Genomic DNA, 20,714 nt, shown 5'->3' with positions numbered 1-20,714 from the left:
TTGAATGGTGAGACTGAGGGCGACCTCAAAACTATGGAGCATATTTTGAAAAAACTACCCGATATGAAAAAATCCGCACTAGCCATTTCTCTGGCACTGATGGGATTGCAAAGCAGCTATGCACAAGATGCTGCACCTGTACAAAAAGTGGTCGTGACCGGCTCGAATATCAAACGCCTGGACAGTGAAACTGCATCCCCGGTACAGATCCTGACTCGTCAGGAAATCATGGACAGCGGTGCCAATACCGTCAAGGATATCCTCGATAACCTCAGCAATAATGACCGCACCGCCATTAGTGATCTGGGTGGTGCCAATTCCTGGGCCAGTGGAGCATCCGGCGTGTCCTTGCGTAATCTTGGCTTGTCTGCCACCTTGACTTTGTTGAATGGCCGGCGCTTGCCCAGCTATGGCTTTGCCGATGGCCTGCAGGCTACTTTCGTCAACATTGATGCCATCCCGGCCAATGCAATAGACCGCATAGAAATTCTGAAAGATGGTGCCTCGGCGGTGTATGGTTCCGATGCTGTTGCAGGCGTGATCAACATCATCACCCGCAAGGACTTCAAGGGCGTGACCCTGAATGCCAGCGCCCAGCAATCGCTGCGTAACAGCATGCTGAACAAATCCCAGACTGCCTCCATCACCATGGGTACAGGTGATTATGAGAAAGATGGCTACAATGTGTTCGGCCACCTTGAGGCTTATCATCGTGGTGCCTACAAGGACCGCGATGTCTTTGGCATGCTGCCGGACTGGTACCTGAAAATGAACCCGGATCGTGCCGCCCTGTCTACTGGTGCCTATCCAGGCAACTATACTGGCCGCTACCCAGCCAATTATGCTGACAAAACCCTGGCGGGCAAATCCTTCACCACCGCTGCCCCTGGTTGCGCACCAGAATTGCTGATCGGTGGCTTGTGCCGCTATGACTACTGGAAAGACAGTGATGCCAATCCTGCTGCGGACCGTATTGCCTTTTTCAGCATGGGCAAGAAAAAGCTGGGTGAAAATCTCAGCGGTTTTGCTGAAGTCAATTTCTCGAACACCAAGAGCACTTATTACACCTCCGTCCCTCGCAGTAATATCACAGGCGTACCGCTGACCTGGTATGACTCCATCAAGGGGCAGATGCAATACTTCACAGACCCGCAACTGCCAGTCGGCCATGCCTTCAATCCTTACTCCTTCCCGGTAGGCTTGAATTATCGCTTTGCTGATAACCCCGAAATGTTCAAAAATGTCGGTGAAGCCAGGCAATATCGCGTCGTAGTGGGACTGGAAGGTAATCACTTTGGCTGGGAATGGGATAGTGCTATCGGCAGGATGAGTTCTACCGCTACCCAGAAACAACGTCTGTACCGTGATCGTTATGGCTATCACGATGCCATCGTCAAGGGTGAATACAAATTTGGTGCGACCAACTCGCAGGCGGTGCTTGACAAGATGTTCCCGGAAATGGGATCACATGGCACATCGACACAAACCTTTTTTGACTTCAAGGCCTCGCGTGAACTGATGGCATTGAGCGGCGGCCCTTTGCAACTGGCAACCGGTTTCGACCTGCGCCGCGAAACATTTGAACAAGCCAGCAGCGACAATGTCTTGAATGCACAAATCGTGCAATTCAGCGGTGTATCGATACAAGGCTCACGCAATGTCAGTGCCGCATTTGCCGAATTGAACGCCCCGTTCACCAAACAGCTGGAAGGCAGTTTTGCCCTGCGTGCGGACAAATCAGGAACGACGGAGGCTGCCGTCGTGCCAAAACTGGGGCTGTCCTATAAGGCCACAGATTTTCTGATGTTGCGCGGCACGGCAGCAGAAGGCTTCCGCGCACCTAGCTTGCCAGAAACAGGTAATGGCGGTGCATCCTGGTTCAATAATGGTTACCTTGATCCAAAACGCTGCTCGATGGCGACACAAATGTCAGACGCCTTGAAAAAAGGCAACGCTATCGACCAGGCAAATGCCAGCACTGCCTACAACCTCGGTTGCTCGGTCAGTTTCCCGGCGCGTGTTTTGCCGAACAAGGACTTGAAACCAGAAAAATCAAACAGCATCACCCTGGGTCTGGTCTTGCAAGCCAGCAAAGACACCAGCATCACCATCGATTACTACAGCATCAAGCGCCGCGATGAAATCTCTGTACTTGGTGTAGACGAAACCCTGGCCAATGAAGACAAGAAAGCAGGCCTGGTTGAACGTGGTGCAATGACGACCCAAGACATTGATCTGGCACAGCGTGCATCTGAGTTGGCTGGCAAACCCCTGGGCTTTGCCATTGGCCCTATCGCCACCATCGGTGCGCAATATGCCAACCTGACCAAGACCAAGGTCGCCGGTGTCGATGTGGATGTTAACAGCAAATGGAATCTGGGTGAAGCAGGCAAACTCAATACCGGCCTGGAAATGAATTACCAGACCGACTACCGTAGCTGGAGTTCATTCACCAATGACTATAGCGAAAACTATGTAGGCCGTCGCGGTGTACCAAAAATTCGCGCCATTGCCAAACTGGGCTGGGCCAGAGGCGACTGGAACGCAGGCACCCGTATCTACTACACCAGCGGCACAACATTGAGCTGGGGTGACCTGGACAGCGCCAACACCGAACAAGGCTGTAGCGACCGCGGTATCGCTGCCGACCAGTGCAAGATCGCTGCCGACACCACAGTGGATTTCTCGCTGAACTACAAAGGCTGGAAAAACACCTTGCTGACCATGAACCTGTTCAACGTCTTCAACCGCGACACCGTCATGCAAATGCGCCCAGGCAGTTCTTTGCCTTTGCGTGGACGTGTGTTGAAACTGTCGGTGGAACATAAGTTTTAAGACAGTGATTTAAAAAGATCAAAGGCAATCGCATTAACATCAAAACCGGTGAATCAACCGGTTTTGATGTTGCAGTGGCCTTTGATTTTGCTTTGCAGTTGCAGTTGATTTTGACTTTTCGCAGTTCCCCATGTGTCGACGCCGTTTGTGCAGGACAGAAAATGGAAAAAGAAGGACCGCTGTCTGAGCGAAGCGAGTTTCGGGCCTTCCCATTTTTTGTCTTGCACAAACGGGAACCCCCTTCAGGGGGCGACGACGCCTGGGTCGCCTTTTTGGCCCACCTTTTTTGGCGAGACAAAAAGGTGGGTAGCTGCCGGTCTACCACCGGCCGGCAATTTCAAAACACGTGTGAAGGCATTTCAAAATCCAGCTCGCAAAACTTTACAATTCTGGCGCTAATAAACTTCTCAGCATGCAAAGAACGCCGCTGGATTCCAGCTAACCCCACGCTGGAATGACGTAAATATGCACACGGCACATTATGGTGCACAGCAATTAATAAACGTGCAAATACTTGCATTAGTCATACATCACTAGCATAGCCACTATGCCGATTTCGTCATCCCCACCAACACAAACCATCAAGACCCAATCCCCGCCTTATACTATCCTCCCCCGCATCCATAAAAACCCACACCGGAGTTCCAGCATGACATCAGGCATAGGCGGTTCCACTGCAGACCTAGAATTAGCCAGCATCCAGGCAGACTTGAGCGATGTCAGCCCCATCAGTGCTGCCGAACGCCAGTCCAGAGTAGAAAAAGCTGCCAGACTGATGCAAGAAAATGATGTGGATGCCATGATCCTGCCTGCTGGCAGCAGCCTGTATTACTTCACTGGATTGCGCTGGTATCCCAGCGAGCGCCTGACGGCTGCGATCCTCACACCAGATGCCAGACTGACTTATGTCTGCCCTGAGTTTGAAGACTCCAAACTGCGTGAAACACTGGGGGCAGATGCCGATATCCGTTTATGGCAGGAAGAAAATGATCCCTGCCTGCTGGTCAAAAACTTGTTGCAGGATGCAGGCTATAAGACCGCCGTCATTGCGCTTGATGAAAACGCGCCATTCTTTGTCTTTGATGGCTTGCGCCAGGTATTGCCATTAGCGCAAATCATCAATGCCAGCAGCATCACTGCAGAATGTCGTATGCATAAATCTATGGCCGAGCTGTCCATCATGCAAACAGTCAAGAACCTGACGCTGGAAGTACAAAAGAAAGCGGCAAGAATTCTGCGTGAAGGCATTTCTTCTTTTGAAGTAGCACGCTTCATCGACCAGGCTCATCGCGCCTATGGCGGTAGCGCATCCACATTTTGCATCGTCAGTTTTGGCGAAGCGACTGCCATGCCGCATGGGCCGGATGCTGAACAATTCCTGCGGGAAGGCGATATGGTACTCATCGATACCGGTTGCAAATTGCATGGCTACAACTCGGACATTACCCGCAGCTATGTGTTTGGCAAACCCAGCCAGCGCCAGCGTGATATCTGGGAACTGGAAAAAACTGCCCAGGCAGCGGCCTTTGATGCGGCACAAATCGGCGTGCCATGCGAGCAAGTCGATGCTGCCGCCAGGAAAGTATTGGCGGCGGCTGGCTTTGGTCCTGACTACCAGTTACCCGGCCTGCCCCATCGGACCGGCCATGGCATAGGCCTGGACATCCATGAATGGACTTATCTGGTGAAAGGCAATCAGCGTCCGCTGGCCGCTGGCATGTGTTTCAGCAATGAACCCATGATCTGCATAGAAGGCGAATTTGGTATACGCCTGGAAGATCATTTCTATATGACAGAACGAGGGCCTCGCTGGTTCACCGGCCAAAGCCACGCAGTCGATGCGCCGTTCGGTCGTGGCTAAAGGATGAAGATGCCGGCAAACGTGTTTGCCGGTATTAATTGCGTCCTGATTAGCCTGGTGCTTACTTTTTCTTGACTGGGGCAGGCGCTTTCACCGCATTCTTGGATTTCAAGAACACTGGCCCCCAGACAGGGTGACCAATTTCAGCAGCAGACAAGTTAAACGCCGGGTCCAGCTTCAAGGCCTTGTCAAATTGCTGGCGACATAATTGCGTACGGGATGTCACACAATAGCTGAAAGCCAGTATCTTCAGGGCACCCAGTTGCACATCCTTGTTATGCCCGTTCCAGATTTCAGTGGCAGCATTGAGCTTTTTGATGGCGCCATTGTAGTCGCCACCGTCATACAAGGCGGTACCGTCTTTCAGGGCCAGCATTTCCGGGCTGAGCGCAGGATTGCTTGGTTCTGTCGGAGGAGGTGGTGGTGGTGGCGGTGTTTCTTTCGGCTTCACCACAGGCTTGGGTGCTGGTGCCTGCTTGGGTGCAGTTTCACACCCCTGCAAGATGGTACATGCCATCACCAGACCCGTCACATACAGCGCTTGGGTTAATTTCTTCATTTTTCTTCAGCTTTATTTATTCGTAAATTCATGTTCTATGGTTGCCGCATTGCTTTTTCCAGCATCGATTTCGGTAATGAAATCGGGAAAACCAGGATTGGTGACCCTGATCTTATGCTTGCCCGCAGTCAAACTGATATTTTTCAAAGGTGGGCTGGCACCTTGCTGTACGCCATCAACAAAAACTGTACCCCAGGGCTTGATTGACAGCTTGAGGTTAAGCTTGGTGGCGGCAGCCTTGGCTGCCTTGACTTCCTTCAGGCGCGCTTGCGCTGCGTCAACAAACTTACCCTGAGGATATTGCTGTAAAAATGCATTCAGCGCCTCAGGGGTGACGGTATTATCTTCCTTTAGTCTGTCCCAGGCCAGTTGCTCAGGATCAGACTTGCCACTCGCCTCAGCCGCGCTGGCTGCCACAGCAGTAGCGTTGCTGGCTGTTGCAGCCTCTGCTTTTACAACTGGAACCGCCACTGCTGCCGTGGCAGGAGCAGGTAATGACTGCTGCGCCAACGCCAGAGCGGCGTCGTCAGATTTATTCGTACCTGGGCGCGTGGCAAAGTAGCCTGCCAGCAGCACCAGTGCAGCGCCAGCGATAACAAAAGGCAAGGGACGAGCACGCAGCTTGGCCACCAGCCCAGCGTCCTGATCATGCTTCGCCTTCGGTTCTGGCCTGTGGGTTTTTACCGGATTTGCATCTTTGCCAGGTACGGTACTCAGGATATCCGGGCCGTCCGCCTGTATGCCGGCGGTGTGCTCTTCCCTGCCCTTGCGTGACTTGCGTACTGAGGCAAAGGAACTGATGCCCAGAAGCTGGCGGAATTCTTCCATGCTTTGCGGGCGGTCTTGCGGCTGGATTGCCAGCGCCAGGTCTATGCCTTTGAGGAACTTGGCACTGAAACCTGCATGTTCGCCATCTTGCAAAGGCAGCATGGTGTCTTTCACCACCCGGCCTACCGATATCGGAGGCGGAGATTTCATGATGGCAAAATACATGACGGCTGCCAGGGCATAGATATCCGTCCACGAACCCTGGGGCATTTCCACGTCATCGGCATATTGCTCTATAGGCGCGTAACCGGGCTTGAGGATGACTGTCATGCCTTGCGTCATGTCGCCAATAATCTGGCGGGCAGAGCCAAAATCCAGCAAAACGGCCACGCCATTCTTTTGCACGATGATATTGTCAGGTGAAATATCCCTGTGCAGGATTTTTGAACGGTACAGAGTATCCAGCGCTTCAAGGATTTGCTTGAAGATAAATCTCAGCCAGGCTTCAGTCACCAGTTTGGGGCGTTTATTGACGATTTGCTTGAGTGTGTGGCCATCGTAATGACGCATGACCATGTATGCCGTCTTGTTTTCTTCCCAGAAACGATACACTTTGACCAGCGAAGGATGATCGAATTGTGCCAACAGGCGTGCTTCATTGATAAAGCTCTTCAGGCCGGCTTCAAAAGTGGCTTTGTGTCGCTCTGACCTGACGGTCACACTGGTATCGGCAGAACGCCCCGCCAGGGCACCAGGCATGTATTCCTTGATGGCGACCGTGCGCTGCAACGAATGATCGAAGGCCAGATACACGATACCAAAGCCACCCTCACCCAAAATCCCGGTGATTTCAAAGTCATTTAGCCGCGTGCCGATAGCGAGACAATTCTCGGTACCTGCGTTTTTTGCAGTTGATGCTTCAGTGGCGAGTATTTTTTCTGTGTTCAAGGCTTACTCGGATTGTAGTTTCTTGGTTGAATCAGCAGCGGCATGATATTCACGTCCCGGGCTCCTGATTCACGCATTAATTCAGCCATTTACTTATTTGTCGTGCAGACAAATAGCAAAAGCCGAGAAATTATCCCTGTTAATTGCTTTTGACGTACTAATATTTTTTTCTGCAATAGCATTCATTTTACTCAACCAGGCCTCACTACTGCCGGTTGTTGCCAGACAAAATTCCATTTCATGCTCATATACCCATTCCCAAAAACCATCGGTACACATGAGAAAAGCATCACCATCACGCAAATCCATCGTATCTGAAGTTACTTCCGGGCTACTGTCACCTTCAGCACCAATTGCAGCAAACAGCATATTGCGCTGTGGGTGCTGGCGTATGCGCGTGTAGTCCGCAATACCGGCATCCACCAGACGTTGGGCCTGGCTATGGTCTTTCGATACCATCTTGATCCTGCCCTTGCGAAAATGGTAGATCCTGGTATCCCCCATATGCGCCCACAAGGCACAACGATTGCTCTTGTCTATCAACAAGGTGGCAATGGTGGTACTCATATGCCGCTGACTGAGATGATCGCGTTTGCTTTGCGCCACCTTCAGGATGGCCCAGTCCAGATAAGAGCGCAAAGCCCTGGCACTGAACGAGGCTTCCTGAACAAATTTCTCCACGACAGCATCAATGGCCACCTTGGCAGCCATCTCGCCACCTGCATGTCCACCCGTGCCATCAGCCAGCACATAACAGGCCAGGCCATCTTCATCGGCCCAGGCAAGCGCATCTTCATTGTTCTTTCTACCGCCTATGGCGGTGAATTGCGCAGTGTCCAGAAGCATGACTGGGGATAGTATGAGATTTTGCACAAGACTAGCGGTTCAGTTCTGCTTTTTCAACTTCTTTCTCATAGGCAAGTAAAAACTCTTTACCAAACAAGGCTTGGAACTCATCTTTCTTACCAGACGAAATAGTGTCAAATATTTCATTGAACTGGTCCCACATGGCCGCCTTACGTCGTGCCGGGTTAATCTGGTCAAGCAAGCCCGGTGCACCCAGTTGCGCTTCGACATGTGCAGGCTGCAAATTTTTCAAGATGGAATCGGTGATCGCCTTGCTGCCTGCTGCCACGCCCATCTGATGAGTCCGTATGTCAAAAAAAGCATCTTCCATCGCCTCGGCCGGTGCCATGAAGCCTGGCATCTTCTTGCGCAACATCTGGGTCAGGACGGTTTTACTATCCGGGAAAAATTTTAAAGGATTGTTTTCCCTCAGCACAACCATGGTTACTTCTGCTTTCACTTCGCGCTTGAGCAAGGCTCGTTGTGACAGCTCTTCCATGGCTCCCTGCACAGAGGCAGCCATGAACTTGCCCAGTGTTTCCATCAATTCCACGGTCAGGCCTGATGCCAGGTTTAATTGTTGCAGGCCTGCGCCTTGCAAAAAGGCTTGCATGAGTTCATTGGCGTTGCCGGCAGCTTTGCCAGCATCGGCCACCTTGGCTGCATTAGCATACGCATCGACTGCGGCAGTAGCTTCAGTCTGGGCTACTGGTTTGCTAATCTCCTCAGTCACTGCTTCAACTGGTGGATTGGCGACTTCAGGACGCAGCAGGAATTGCGGCGGTTGTACTGCCGCATCTTCTTTTCCAACCGGCACAACTGCCTGATGCTGGCGCTTGTTTTCTTCAATGACTTCGACTTCATTGCTCTCTGGTGCAGCCTCAAACACTACAGGTGCCTGTGCTGCATCATTGGCAACTACTGCCTGCACCGCGTCTGCGCGCAATAAGTACAATCCTATCTGTATCTCGTCACCCGAATGAATTTCAAATGCTGTCTCGGCCTTGATTTCCTTGCCATTGATGCTGACTGGATTAGCCAGGCTGAGATTATTGATAAAGTGCTGTCCACCAGTGCTCCATACATGAGCCTGGGTACGCGAAACAAAGTGTTTAGGGTCTGGCAAGGCCAGAAAATTCTCTACATTACGCCCTATCGTCGCTGGCTCTGGTCCAAATACCGCAAAAACAGGTGTGTCTGGTGCTTGGTTATTATAAGAAACAACGGCAATTTTAATCATTAGTGGCACTCCAAAACCATTTTGTATCGCCTGTAAAATAAGTATCCTGAACAGGCAGTGTGAGATAATCTTACGACAGTGCTTTTTTATGTTGAAATTTCTATCGAAACAACAAAAGGCTAACGCAAAAAAGCTCCGCCATTTTGCGTCCAGCCCCAAGTTGATAACTTGCCATGTCAACACGTACTCGAAGCTTACCCGATTATCATGAAATCGGCGACTGAGCCAGACCAAGTTTTTCAGTTTGCAGCATACATTGGGACAAAGTACGACATTTGATATCAATTAAGTCATCGAAATTTAGTATCGCAGAGCGTGCTTGCATGGCATTCTGCGTAATCAAGTCGCTGCGTTTTAGTTCGCCGCTGTTTTTGTAACGGCATTTAGTCTGGATATTTGTTATATATGAGGCAATGGTAATGAGCAAGTCTGAGCACAATGAGCCAGCTCCGTCAGAAGTTACGGGCACATTTCATTATCAGGAATTGATTGAATCCCGCCTGGGCCAGCCTATCGCCGCCGATTTACTGGAGGCGGAAGCCAAAAGACTGGCGGCTTCACCCGGTGCCAAACTGGCGGCAGGGCGCCTTGCGCTGGGCTGGACGGTGGAGCAAGTGGCCGCCCAGCTCAAACTGGCACCACGGCAAATCATTGCACTGGAAAAAGACGACTATCCCGCCCTGCCGGAGGCAGCGATAGTCAAAGGCTTCACACGCGCATATGCGAAGTTGGTAAAACTCGATCCTGACCCCATTCTGGCATTGATCGTGATCGATACTGATAAATCAAAACGGCAAGCCAACCAGTCAGGCTCGTCCAGGCGACCAGGCAACCCGGCAGAAAACCAGGCGTTCCCGCTGGGCATTTTTATCAGCCTGTGTATTGCTGCAGCACTGGCTTACGCCTATTTCAGCTTGCACTAAGTTTGCCAAACCTTACCCGTTTTTATGAACGGGTAAGGTCATCTGGCATCAGAAGCTGTAAGAACCTGTAACGTAAATCGTCCTGCCCAGTGCATCGGTATAACGGCCATCATAACCAACCTGGTCACCATTGCCTTCTTTCAAAGACAAAGGGGGGCTAACATTGAACAGATTGCGAACCCCGAAAGTGAATGCCAGATTCTTGCGCAGTTGCGCACGGGTTTGCCAGTCAAATGTGGTGTAAGGCGATACTTCGCGCTTGACGGTGACAAAATCACCAAAACTACCATCGGCATTGACTTCACGCACAGAAGCCCTGGCATCGTGATAACCAGAACGATAATTCATGGTAAGGGCGTGCGTGAATACATCCGAAGTTTTCAGCGTTGCCACCAGTTTGCTGATGACACGAAAAGCCACTGCATTGTTTTCGTCATAGCGACCGACACTGCGCACCGTCGGGCTGCCTGGAATTTCCAGATCTGACATCAGCATATAAGTACCAGTCCAGTTCAAACCCAGCTTGCCCAAGGGTGTCGCGGTCTTGAAGCTATGATCCCAGTCTATGCCGCGATAATGGGCACTGGCGATATTGTACGAAGGCAGTGTGCCCACCAGGATATTGCCTCCTTGGCCTGGTTCATAAAAAGTCGAGAACAGATTGGGATAACGCTCAGGGTGACCAAAAACGATGGCTTCCGGCAGTTGCGCGATCTGGTTTTCCATTTTTACATCCCACAAGTCCAGACCCAGAGACAAGTTGGAGCTAGGTTCTACGCGCATGCCGATAGTGGATTGTTTCGACTCTTCAGGCTTCAAGCCATTTTCACCAGTCAGGCGATTACCACCTGTCAGCACGTCATACTGAGTCGAACCCATACAATTTACTGCGCGTGGATCTGGTGACTTGACCGGGCAAGGATAAGTACCACCCGTGTTACCACTATGTATCAGTGGTGAAGTGATATCGCTCATGCTAGCCATCTTGAAACCCGTGCCATATGACGCACGCAACAAGACATTGTCAAAAGCACGGTAAGCAGCAGACAGCTTGTAAGTCAGCTTGTCAGCCTTGTTACCCTGAGTCGCAGATGCAATGGGCTTGCCTTGCTCGTTGAAATTCGCGGTATTGGTGACGGCGCTGTAATCATCATAACGCAGGGCAGCTGTCACATCGAATTGCTTGCTGAATGGCAGCAATAGCTCAGCAAACGTACCCCAGTTTTTACGGCTGGCAGCAATCGGCAAGTCACCTGGAGAATCGCCCAAAGGCGCATCGGTGTAGTTTGGTTGCAGGGCATTCGTGCCCATGCCTATCGGTGTCGCGGTGTAGTCATAGCCCTGCTTGCTGAAATCCACCCCCAGGCCCAATTGCGATTTACCACTGCCTATGACAAACAATTCACGCGATCCGCGCAGACTCAATACATCCAATGTACTCTTGGAGCTGGACCAGTTTTCACGCAAGACTGCAGGTGCCAGTATCGCTTCAGAAGATCCTGCAGGCGCAAATGGATCGTACTTGCCACTGTCAACGATGGCATAGAACTTATCCTTGCTCAGGAAGCCACCAGCAAAATCACGCTTGCGCTTGGAGATGGAGTGGGTGTAGGACAGGTTATAGTCAAAACCAAAAGCATTGCCGTCCGCTCCCAGCACCAGGTGCTGTGCCTCTGTCGTATAAGCAGTATTGCGGCCACCAGCGTCAGAAATACGCAGGCGCATCCTGGCTGAATCGAGGTTGGCCGGGTTGACACCCAGAGCACCCAGGTAAGGTGTCACGTATTTGGCAAACAAAGGGCTGTCCAGACCCAGGTTCAATGGCTGGGCAGCAGCCGCGTAGCGACCTGTTTGCGTGAACTTGGATAACACTGCTTCGGCAAAAATATTGGTATCGCTATTGAGTTTGTAGTTCAGTGATGAAAACAGGCTGTCACGCTTGGACTCAGGGATCAACTGCACTGTCGATGCATAATCATAGCGGCAGCGATTTTCTACCTGGAAGGTGTTCGGCCCGCAAGTCTTGTCTTTCATGTAGCTTGGTGAAAACAGGATGGGATCTGCACCATTCTTGAAATTCAACTGTGCGATGGATGGGCTGGAATTGTCTGACAAAAACCAGGTCGCATAATTTTTACCATTTTCAGAAAATCTCCTGACACCGGTATCAGCAAATGAACGCTGGGAAGAGTTCAGCATGCTTTGCTCGTCATGGCTATAGGACACCAGGACGTTGTAGCCATCTTTTTCCAGGTCGCCAAAACCTTTGGAAATACCAAGACGATAAGATTTGCCACCAGATTGCTGTGGATGAGTGTAACTGAAGTCAACCGCAGCTTCCGTCTGGTTCTTGCGCAAGATGAAATTGACGACACCGGCAATCGCATCCGAGCCATACAAGGTCGATGCACCGTCAGTCAATATCTCTACCCGCTCAACTGCAGACAAGGGAATGCTGGCCAGGTTGACTGTACTGCCCGCACCATAGGACGCCAGTCGGTGTCCATTCAACAAAACCAGGGTATATGCAGCGCCGATATTGTGGATGGAAGCAGTTTGCAAACCACCACCGCCGCCATTGATCGTCTGGTTGGCGGTGCTGAAGCCCTGCATGCTGGGGAGCGCCGCAATCAGGCTTTCCACATTGGTTGCACCACTTTTTTCTATATCGGCGCGCGACAAGGTTTGCACAGGCAATGCGGTTTCCTGATTGATGCGTTTGATCGACGAACCCGTCACTTCAACGCGCTGCATGGCTGGGCCAGCATCTTGCGCCTGCGTGCTACCGGCGATCATGCTCAAGCCTAGTCCGCTGGCGAACATCAGTCTCAGCGAATGGGATAGTACTTTTTCTTTCATTTTGTCTGCTCCGGATTTGAAAAATATTTTTTGATTTTCTTGTTGCTTGCTAAGGGTCTTGCGTATTAATTGTTGCCTTGGTACTGGCCTGTGATTGGCTTGTTACTTATCCGGAAAAACCTGGACTGTTTTTTGCTGAACAAGGAAAACACGCAAAACTGCCTGTTTCCGTATTTGCTCTGCTCAGCATATGAATCACTTGATGCAAATGACAGAAAGACCAGATCACTAGCTGCCTGCTTTCTGCGTGGCTACCAGCTTTCATCAATCAGCGCTAGTGGCTTGCCAATTCATGGACATCGTTACACTGCGTTGTTACAAAATCGCTATGCCGTTTTTTAATATATCACGAATATATTTTAAATATACGTAAACTTTTGCGGAAATTTTAAGCAATTTCAAATAGTTTTTTGTTGTGCCAATTTCCACAAAAGGGGGCATGCAAAACGTCAAGACAGGCTTTCTCATGCGCTTTAAGCTGACGCTTTTAGAGCAGGAGCATGCACATGTCGAGTGCAACACAAGCCAGGGCTTTTTCCAGCTGGAGACCATCGCCTGAAGTTTTGCAAATCAGCAGCCTGGATTGCCATACCGGTGGCGAACCTCTGCGCATCATCACCAGTGGCTTTCCTGTCTTGCCAGGCAAACGCATACTGGAAAAACGTGCTTACTGCCATACCCACTACGATCATTTGCGCACCGCCCTGATGTTTGAGCCGCGTGGTCATGCCGATATGTATGGCTGCCTCATCGTTGCGGCGGAACGCGAAGACAGTGATTTTGGTGCCCTGTTCCTGCACAACGAGGGCTATAGCACCATGTGCGGTCATGCCATCATTGCACTCACACGCGTGGCACTGGAAGCTGGCGTGGTTGCCAGCAGCGGCCCCATGACAACCATCAAGATCGATGTGCCTGCCGGGCAAATCACTGCCTATGCCGAAATGGACAATGGCAAGGTCACACGCACTTATTTTGACAATGTGCCGTCATTTGTCGCTGCCATGGATGTCAAGGTCGAGGTACCCAATCTGGGCAAGGTGAATGTCACGCTGGCCTATGGCGGTGCCTACTACGCCTATGTCGATGCGCCAAGCCTGGGCTTGTCACTGGCGGCTGACAATCACCGCCAAATCATCCGCATGGGATGTGACATCAAGGCAGCAGTGCAGGCACAGATCGCCATACACCATCCCAATGATGCTGAACTCGGTTTTCTGTATGGCTGCATTTTTTCTGCACCATCCCTAACACCTGGCGTACATAGTCGCAATGTCTGCATCTTTGCCGATGGCGAGCTGGACCGCAGCCCCACTGGCAGCGGGGTCTCTGGCCAGGCAGCCATCCTGTATGCGCGCGGACAATTGCGCCTGGGTGAAAGCATTACGATAGAAAGCATATTGGGCAGCCAGTTCAAGGTGGCTGCCTATCATCCGCACAGCTATGGCTACCATAGCGCCATCATTCCCCGCGTCGAAGGCAGTGCCCACATCACAGGACGCAGCACTTTTTATCTGGATCCACAAGATCCACTGATACAAGGATTCATATTCCGATGAAGCCAGAATTCACACAAAGACTGAACAAACTGCGCCAGCGCATGGCTGTGGATGGACAACAAGCCCTGCTGATATTCTCACTCGACAATCTGCGTTATCTAGCCAACTATTCTGGTGAAGCCGCGTATGGCATCGTCACACTGGACCAAGTCTATTTGATGACCGACTATCGTTTTATCGAACAGGCGGAAGAAGAGTGTTTTGGTTGCCAGTTAATATGTCGCAACCGCGACCGGCAAAGCCTGGGGCAAGCGATACGGCAAGTGCTGGATGAAACACACATCACCAGCCTGCTGTTTGAAGCCGGACATATCCATCTGCAGATGTGGTCAGAAATTGCACAAGAGTTGAACGGCATTACATGTACGGCTAGTACAGGTCTGGTGGAAGAATTGCGCAAGATCAAGGATGAGTGGGAGATAGCGCAAATCCGCAAGGCAGCAGCAATTGCCGACCAGGCCTTGCATGACTGTATGCCAATGCTATGCATAGGCGTCAGCGAACGCGACTTCGCGCTGGAACTTGAATACCGTATGCAAAAACTGGGGGCCGAGGGCCTGTCCTTCCCCAGCATAGTCGGCTTTGGCCCGCGTTCTGCCCTGCCGCATTGCATCCCCTCAGGCAAGACTCTGGCTGAAGGTGATCTCGTCGTCATCGATTTTGGTGCAGTTGTGAATGGCTACCGTTCGGACATGACACGCAGCTTTGTTGCAGGCAAGGCCAGTACACGACAAAGAAATATATTCGACACTGCGCAACGCGCGCAACAGGCCGCATTACAAAGTCTGCATGCAGGCCAGTTAGCCACCGTCACCAGTGCCGCTGCCAGCGATATTCTGCAAGCTTCGGAATTTGCTGCCTATACCAGCACAGGCCTGGGCCATGGTGTAGGAATCCAGTTGCATGAGCAGCCTTTTATCAGCCCGGTTTGCCAGGACACTCTGCAAGCCAATTATGTAGTGACCATAGAACCCGGTATCTACATCCCTGGCTATGGTGGCGTGCGCATAGAAGACGATGTCGTCATCCAGTCAGATGGCTATAGTTTTATCAGCCATGCACCAAAGAATTTTGAGCTGGAAATTTAAGAAACTCATTTACTCATGTCCACTACTCCACTTTCTTCGGGCCGCAGCCCCTTCCATAAAAATTTCTATGTCGCTAATACCATGGAAATTTTTGAACGCCTGGCCTGGTATGGCTTCTTTACCCTGTCATCCCTCTATATGACCAGCCCGGTATCGCAAGGTGGTCTTGGTTTGAATGATCAGGAACGCGGCTTCTTGCAGGGCATGATCCCCTTCCTGCTATATCTGCTACCGGTGATTACCGGTGCACTGGCAGACCGCTATGGTTACCGGCGCATGTTCCTGATTGCGTTTTGCATCATGTGCCCGGCTTACTTCCTGCTGGGTCAGGTGCATGGTTTCTGGAGCTTCTGTGCCGCCTTCCTGGCTGTGGCCATAGGAGCAGCCTGCTTCAAACCCGTGGTAGTCGGCACCATAGGCCGCACGACTGATGACAGCAATCGCGGCCTGGGTTTTGGCGTGTTTTATACCATGGTGAATGTAGGTGGTTTCCTTGGGCCACTGGTGGCCGGTTATGTGCGCGCCATCAGTTGGGACATGGTTTTCATCATGTCCTCATTCTGGATCTTATTGAACTTCATACCGGCGATTTTCCTGTACAAGGATGGTGACCATCACGAAGGCGGAGCCGACCAACGCGGCTTGCGCCAGGTCTTGCTGGAAACCCAGGAAGTATTGGGCAATGGCAGGCTGGCCCTGTTGGTGGTGCCGGCCATCATCGGCATCATGATCGCCGCCAAAGGTGGCATCAGTTACTCCCAATATTTCATGACAATGGCGGGCTGGCTAGGCATCAACCTGGTATGGAGTGCGCTAAACAAATCTGGTCGCCAACAACACTGGTACCAGCAAGGCATATGCATAGGGAATGCGCAATTCGTCATTTACCTGCTGATCATGACAGGCTTCTGGACTATCTATAACCAGCTCTTCATCACTCTACCCTTGTACATACGTGACTTTGTCGATACCACCGACCTGGTCCTGTTGATAGGCAAACTCAGCCCCTCGGCCGTCAATTTTTTAGCCTCGGTGAATGTAGAACAATTGACGACCGTCTTGCCTGGCCTGGCCGCCAAGCTGGGGCCATTTGCGGATACCAAGTTGCTGGAACAATTACGACTGGAACTGGTGAACTACAAAGTCATGCCGCCGCTGGAGCAATTGCAATCTGGCTTGCAGGCATTGCATGCGGGTCAAATCAGTGCCTCACAATTAGCCGCCAACTGGAGCCAGGCTTACCGGCAGGTCAATCCTGAATACATCGTCAATCTGGATTTTGGCGTAGTCGTGGTCCTGCAAATTGCCATCAGCACTTATGTGCAACGCTGGAAAGCCTTACCCGTCCTGGTCATAGGTACGCTGGTATTGAGCCTCAGCCTGTGGATGGCGGGCCTGTCGAATGCCTTGCTGTTTGGCGGTGTCAGCGTCAGTATGGCAGTCTTTGTATTTGCCCTGGGGGAAATGATCGCCTCACCCAAGAGCCAGGAATATGTAGCGGCCATTGCACCGAAACGCAAAACCGCCATGTTCATGGGTTATTACTTCGTCTCCATGGCACTCGGCAATTTGTTTGCCGGGCTTTTGTCTGGCTGGTCGTACACCGTGCTGGCACGGCAAATGCACCAGCCCATGCTGATGTGGAGTTTGTTTGGCGGGATAGGTGTGATTACTTCTGTCGCACTGCTGGTGTTTAATTTGAGGCTGAAGACGGTGCAGAGTTTTACTGTGGCTGCATAAAAGAACCAGCATGCGTGAATCACGCATGCTGGCTATGTCGTCATAGGATGGGCTGATGAAGCGTAGCCTAGCGAGGCCCGGCCCAACCTACGGAGAAAAAAATATTAACGCAGGCCCATAAAATCTTTTTTACCAATTTCCACACCGTTATGACGGAACAATGCATACGCCGTCGTTACATGGAAAAAGAACTGCGGCAAGCCATAGTTCAACAAATAAGCCTGGCCTGAGAAAGTCTGTTCTTTCGGTGTACCTGGGCGCAGGACGATGTTGCGGGTTTCGCTGCCTTCAAACTTGGATGCATCAAGAGTCGCAATGAAAGCCTTGGTTTTGGCGATGCGTTCCTGCAAATCTGCAAAACTCTGCTCAGTATCTTCATATACTGGCAATTCCACCTGGGCCAAGCGGCCGGTCACGCCCTTGGCGAAATCTGCAGCGATCTGAACCTGGCGTGTCAGCGCCAGCATGTCAGGGAACAAACGTGCCTGCAAGAAATTTTCCGCCGGGATATTCTTGGCTGTCGCATGCGCTTCAGCTTTTTTCAGGACATCGCTCAGGCTATCAAGCATCTGGTTAAAGACGGGAACAGAGGCAGCGTACATGGAAACAGACATGGAAATCTCCTAAATAGTTGGCAGAAAGAGCCGAATGGAGCTGCATTATAGGGTGTATAGAAAATTTGCGTATGAGGCTGGAAGTTTTATGAATCAGCCTTCGATAAGGATATCAAAACTGGTCTCCCCCTCACCATTCGCCATGAGTTTATGGCTATAGCCATGCCGGTTCAAGACTTCGCGCACAAACATCAGGCCTATGCCCTGACCACCTTTCTTGGTCGTGAAGAAAGGCGTGAACAATTGCCCATGCGGCACATTTGATAAAAGATTGGCAGAGTCCCTGATGGATAAAAGTATGGCCCGCGTGTCTGCATCCCGCCTGAGTTCGAGTTTGACATAGCCAGCCTGTTGAAGGCCAAGTTTGATGGACGTTTCTACAGCTTCAATAGCATTCTTGACGATATTTAATAATGCCTGCTCCATCAAAGGTGCATCCAGCATTTGCAGGGGCAAGTCTTCACGCACTACCCAGTTGAAGCTGATACCCAGTTCATTGCATTGCTGGCGATACAGATAAATGATGCCATCGAGCATGGCAGCCAGGTCATGCGCTTTCAATTCAGGTTCTGGCATTTTGACGACACGGGTGAATCTTTCTATGAATTCACCCAGGTTGCCGTTGCGCTTCCTGACTGCGGCGATGGCGGTGACAAAATCGTGGCTGTCTTCAGCCTGCAATTGCCCGCTGTAGAACAGCAGTGATTCGAGCACAGAACCTGTGGCGGCGACGGTATTATTTACTTCATGCGCGAGTACCCGTATGAGTTTTTCATAAGTGGCTTTTTCTGAGCTGGCAAGTTCTGCAGTGATTTCATCGATCAATACGAAATCACGTTTGAAGCCACGGTCTGTGAATTGATTTCTCTGGCAGCGGTAACGCCTGCCTTCAGTGTCGCCATACACTGCGCTCTCACCTGGCAATAACTGTTGCAGTTGCTGCAGCAATTCAGTGTTACTGGTGGCTTCATACTTCTGGATCAACTGCGGCAAACTCAATCCTGCAGTTTCCGTTACGTCCAACAAATTCTGGGCGCTGGCATTCAGCAAACTGATCTTGCCATCGAAATCAAACACAATGACTGCAGTCGGTGTCGCCTCCAGCAAGCGATCCAGAAAACCGCGCTGCTCACCCAATTCCAGTCTTTCCTTATACAGGGCTTCCAGCATGCGGTTGAACAAGAGCACCAATTCATTGATTTCCTGGTTGCTGTCTGGCTTGATGCGGCTGGCATAATTTTCATCTTGCAAGAGGTCATGAAATTGCTGGGCGAAATCCAGTGGTTGCAAGACTTTGTTAACCAGGTAGATCCCCAGGGCCAGGCTGCAAGCCAGGCCCAGTTCAAGACAGACGATAAGCAAGGGCTGGCTAAGATAAAAACTGAAAGCCAGCACCAGAAAGATACCGTGGATAAGGAACAGATAAACCAGCAAGCGCCGCTTCAGGCTCATCGCTGCTCCCCATCATCCAGTTCATTGATGTTAATCTGATGTTTTTCCAGCCTGCGATACAGGGAAAATCTACTGAGGCCCAAAGCCTTGGCCACGCGGGTGATATTGCCCTGATATTGCTCCATGGCTTTTTCTATCATCAACTTTTCTACCTGGTCGAGCGTCATGCCAGCGATGCTCATACCCTGCCCTTGCGCTTCTTCGTGCTGCTCGGCAAACAGGAAATCGTTTTGCTCCAGTACAGGCTTGCCCACCAGGAGCAGAGTGCGTTCCAGACATTGTTTGAGCTGGCGTATATTGCCGGGCCAGGTCCTGCTGCCCAGCCATTGCAATGCAGAAGGGGCAAGACTGACTGGCTCCATGCCGTAGCTATTCACCAGTGCAGCCACCAGGCGGTTTGCCAGCAAGGGAATATCACAACGGCGTTCACGCAAAGGCGGCAGACGTATGGTGATCAGGTTCAGACGGTAATACAGGTCTTCGCGAAATTCATTGCTGGCGACCAGTTCTGCCAGTTCGCAGTTGGTGGCCGAGATGATGCGTACATCGGCATGCTCAGTCTTGCTGGCACCCACCGCCTGATAGCTTTGGTTTTGCAATACCCGCAGTAATTTCACCTGGTCATTGCGGTTCAATTCACCGATTTCATCCAGGAATAAACTACCCTGGCTGGCCATGGCAAAATGCCCTTTACGATCACTCTTGGCGTCGGTAAATGCACCGCGGACATGACCAAACATTTCACTTTCAAACAAGCTTGTCGTCACCGCTCCCATATTTACCTTGACGATGGGCTTGCTGGCGCGCGGGCTGTTGCGATGAATGGCATCGGCGATCAATTCCTTGCCTGTGCCACTCTCACCCAAAATCAGTACCGAGGCATTGGTTCTGGCGACCCGGCCTATGGTCGCCAATACCTTTAGCAATTCTGAATGTTCGCCGATAATGTCACTGAAATTGAACTGCTGGTCCAGCGCCTGACGGTTTGTATTTGCAGGCATGGCGACTTGCGCCATATCCAGCGTAGCGCGTATCAGCTCCAGCAAAGATGTGTTATTCCAGGGTTTGGTAAAAAAATCTGCTGCCCCCAGTTTGACGCCGCGCACGGCCAGGGCAATCGAGCCCCAGGCCGTCATCAGCAACACTGGCAAGGCTGGATAAAGGCGTTTGATATCGGCCAATAAAGCCAGGCCTTCTTCACCCGTGGTCTGCAAAGAAAAATTCATGTCCTGTAAAACCAGGTGTATTTCCTGCGTTGCCAGTACTTGCATGGCCTGTTGCGGGTCATCACAACTGACGCTGGCATAACCAGCTTGCTTCAACAGCAAGGCCAGCGACACCAGCACTGAGCTGTCATCATCTATGATCAGGATACGTTGGTTTGTTAATGCTACTGGCATGGCCTTATCTATTGCATATGGG

The 20,714-nt window shown here is 51.3% G+C and carries 15 protein-coding genes; 7 read left to right on the top strand and 8 right to left on the bottom strand.

Annotation, left to right across the window (positions count from 1 at the left end):
- The first annotated feature begins 45 nt into the window (after positions 1–45).
- From H8L47_RS12315 to H8L47_RS12310, 3 genes are all read left to right on the top strand, one after another.
- Positions 46–2,835 carry a TonB-dependent receptor plug domain-containing protein gene (locus H8L47_RS12315; protein WP_186953894.1) on the top strand — a complete coding sequence of 930 codons (2,790 nt, stop codon included), beginning with the start codon at positions 46–48 and terminating at the stop codon, positions 2,833–2,835.
- A 161-nt stretch (positions 2,836–2,996) separates the two neighbouring features.
- A complete protein-coding gene (locus H8L47_RS29430; RefSeq protein WP_222616513.1) occupies positions 2,997–3,293 on the top strand; it encodes a hypothetical protein in 297 nt (98 codons plus the stop codon).
- 191 nt (positions 3,294–3,484) lie between these two features.
- Complete coding sequence (locus H8L47_RS12310) at positions 3,485–4,696, top strand: M24 family metallopeptidase (RefSeq protein ID WP_186953893.1); 1,212 nt, start codon at positions 3,485–3,487, stop codon at positions 4,694–4,696.
- A 61-nt stretch (positions 4,697–4,757) separates the two neighbouring features.
- Here H8L47_RS12310 and H8L47_RS12305 read toward each other — a convergent pair whose 3' ends face one another.
- The 4 genes from H8L47_RS12305 to tagH form a co-directional block, all read right to left on the bottom strand.
- Entirely contained in the window at positions 4,758–5,255 is a 498-nt protein-coding gene (locus H8L47_RS12305) for a TssQ family T6SS-associated lipoprotein (RefSeq protein WP_186953892.1), read from the bottom strand.
- Between the two features lie 12 nt (positions 5,256–5,267).
- Complete coding sequence (locus H8L47_RS12300) at positions 5,268–6,971, bottom strand: serine/threonine protein kinase (RefSeq protein WP_186953891.1); 1,704 nt, start codon at positions 6,969–6,971, stop codon at positions 5,268–5,270.
- Between the two features lie 93 nt (positions 6,972–7,064).
- Positions 7,065–7,817: a PP2C family protein-serine/threonine phosphatase gene (locus tag H8L47_RS12295; protein ID WP_186953890.1), complete on the bottom strand. Its 753-nt coding sequence runs from the start codon at positions 7,815–7,817 to the stop codon at positions 7,065–7,067.
- A gap of 31 nt (positions 7,818–7,848) precedes the next feature.
- Complete coding sequence (tagH, locus tag H8L47_RS12290) at positions 7,849–9,057, bottom strand: type VI secretion system-associated FHA domain protein TagH (protein WP_186953889.1); 1,209 nt, start codon at positions 9,055–9,057, stop codon at positions 7,849–7,851.
- A 419-nt stretch (positions 9,058–9,476) separates the two neighbouring features.
- Between tagH and H8L47_RS12285 the strand changes: the two genes are divergently transcribed.
- Positions 9,477–9,980 (top strand): helix-turn-helix domain-containing protein, encoded by a 504-nt coding sequence (locus H8L47_RS12285; RefSeq protein ID WP_186953888.1) that lies wholly within the window; start codon positions 9,477–9,479, stop codon positions 9,978–9,980.
- A 48-nt stretch (positions 9,981–10,028) separates the two neighbouring features.
- On the opposite strand, the gene H8L47_RS12280 is transcribed toward H8L47_RS12285, so the two are convergent.
- On the bottom strand, positions 10,029–12,839 hold the full coding sequence (locus H8L47_RS12280; protein WP_186953887.1) for a TonB-dependent receptor: 2,811 nt from the start codon (positions 12,837–12,839) through the stop codon (positions 10,029–10,031).
- Positions 12,840–13,345: 506 nt separating this feature from the next.
- Between H8L47_RS12280 and H8L47_RS12275 the strand changes: the two genes are divergently transcribed.
- The 3 genes from H8L47_RS12275 to H8L47_RS12265 are packed head-to-tail and all read left to right on the top strand — an operon-like array spanning position 13,346 to position 17,226.
- The gene (locus tag H8L47_RS12275; protein ID WP_222616512.1) at positions 13,346–14,398 is read left to right on the top strand and encodes a proline racemase family protein; all 1,053 of its coding nucleotides are present in this window, start codon (positions 13,346–13,348) and stop codon (positions 14,396–14,398) included.
- A complete protein-coding gene (locus H8L47_RS12270) occupies positions 14,395–15,486 on the top strand; it encodes a M24 family metallopeptidase (protein ID WP_186953885.1) in 1,092 nt (363 codons plus the stop codon). The genes H8L47_RS12275 and H8L47_RS12270 overlap by 4 nt, the downstream gene beginning before the upstream one ends.
- Before the next feature lie 15 nt (positions 15,487–15,501).
- Positions 15,502–17,226, top strand: a complete 1,725-nt coding sequence (locus H8L47_RS12265) for an MFS transporter (RefSeq protein ID WP_186953884.1) — start codon at positions 15,502–15,504, stop codon at positions 17,224–17,226.
- 104 nt (positions 17,227–17,330) lie between these two features.
- Here the strand turns inward: H8L47_RS12265 and H8L47_RS12260 are convergent, their stop codons facing one another.
- The 3 genes from H8L47_RS12260 to H8L47_RS12250 form a co-directional block, all read right to left on the bottom strand.
- Positions 17,331–17,840, bottom strand: a complete 510-nt coding sequence (locus H8L47_RS12260; protein ID WP_186953883.1) for a DUF1993 domain-containing protein — start codon at positions 17,838–17,840, stop codon at positions 17,331–17,333.
- A gap of 93 nt (positions 17,841–17,933) precedes the next feature.
- On the bottom strand, positions 17,934–19,292 hold the full coding sequence (locus H8L47_RS12255) for a sensor histidine kinase (protein WP_186953882.1): 1,359 nt from the start codon (positions 19,290–19,292) through the stop codon (positions 17,934–17,936).
- Positions 19,289–20,692, bottom strand: coding sequence for a sigma-54-dependent transcriptional regulator (locus H8L47_RS12250; RefSeq protein ID WP_186953881.1), 1,404 nt, complete (start codon positions 20,690–20,692; stop codon positions 19,289–19,291). The genes H8L47_RS12255 and H8L47_RS12250 overlap by 4 nt, the downstream gene beginning before the upstream one ends.
- Positions 20,693–20,714 lie beyond the last annotated feature (22 nt).

It is taken from the genome of Undibacterium umbellatum (genome assembly GCF_014284125.1).
Taxonomy (GTDB): Bacteria; Pseudomonadota; Gammaproteobacteria; order Burkholderiales; family Burkholderiaceae_D; genus Undibacterium; species Undibacterium umbellatum.
The sequence above is the reverse complement of the archived record's forward strand: the minus strand, read 5'-3'. Positions and strand labels throughout refer to the sequence as shown.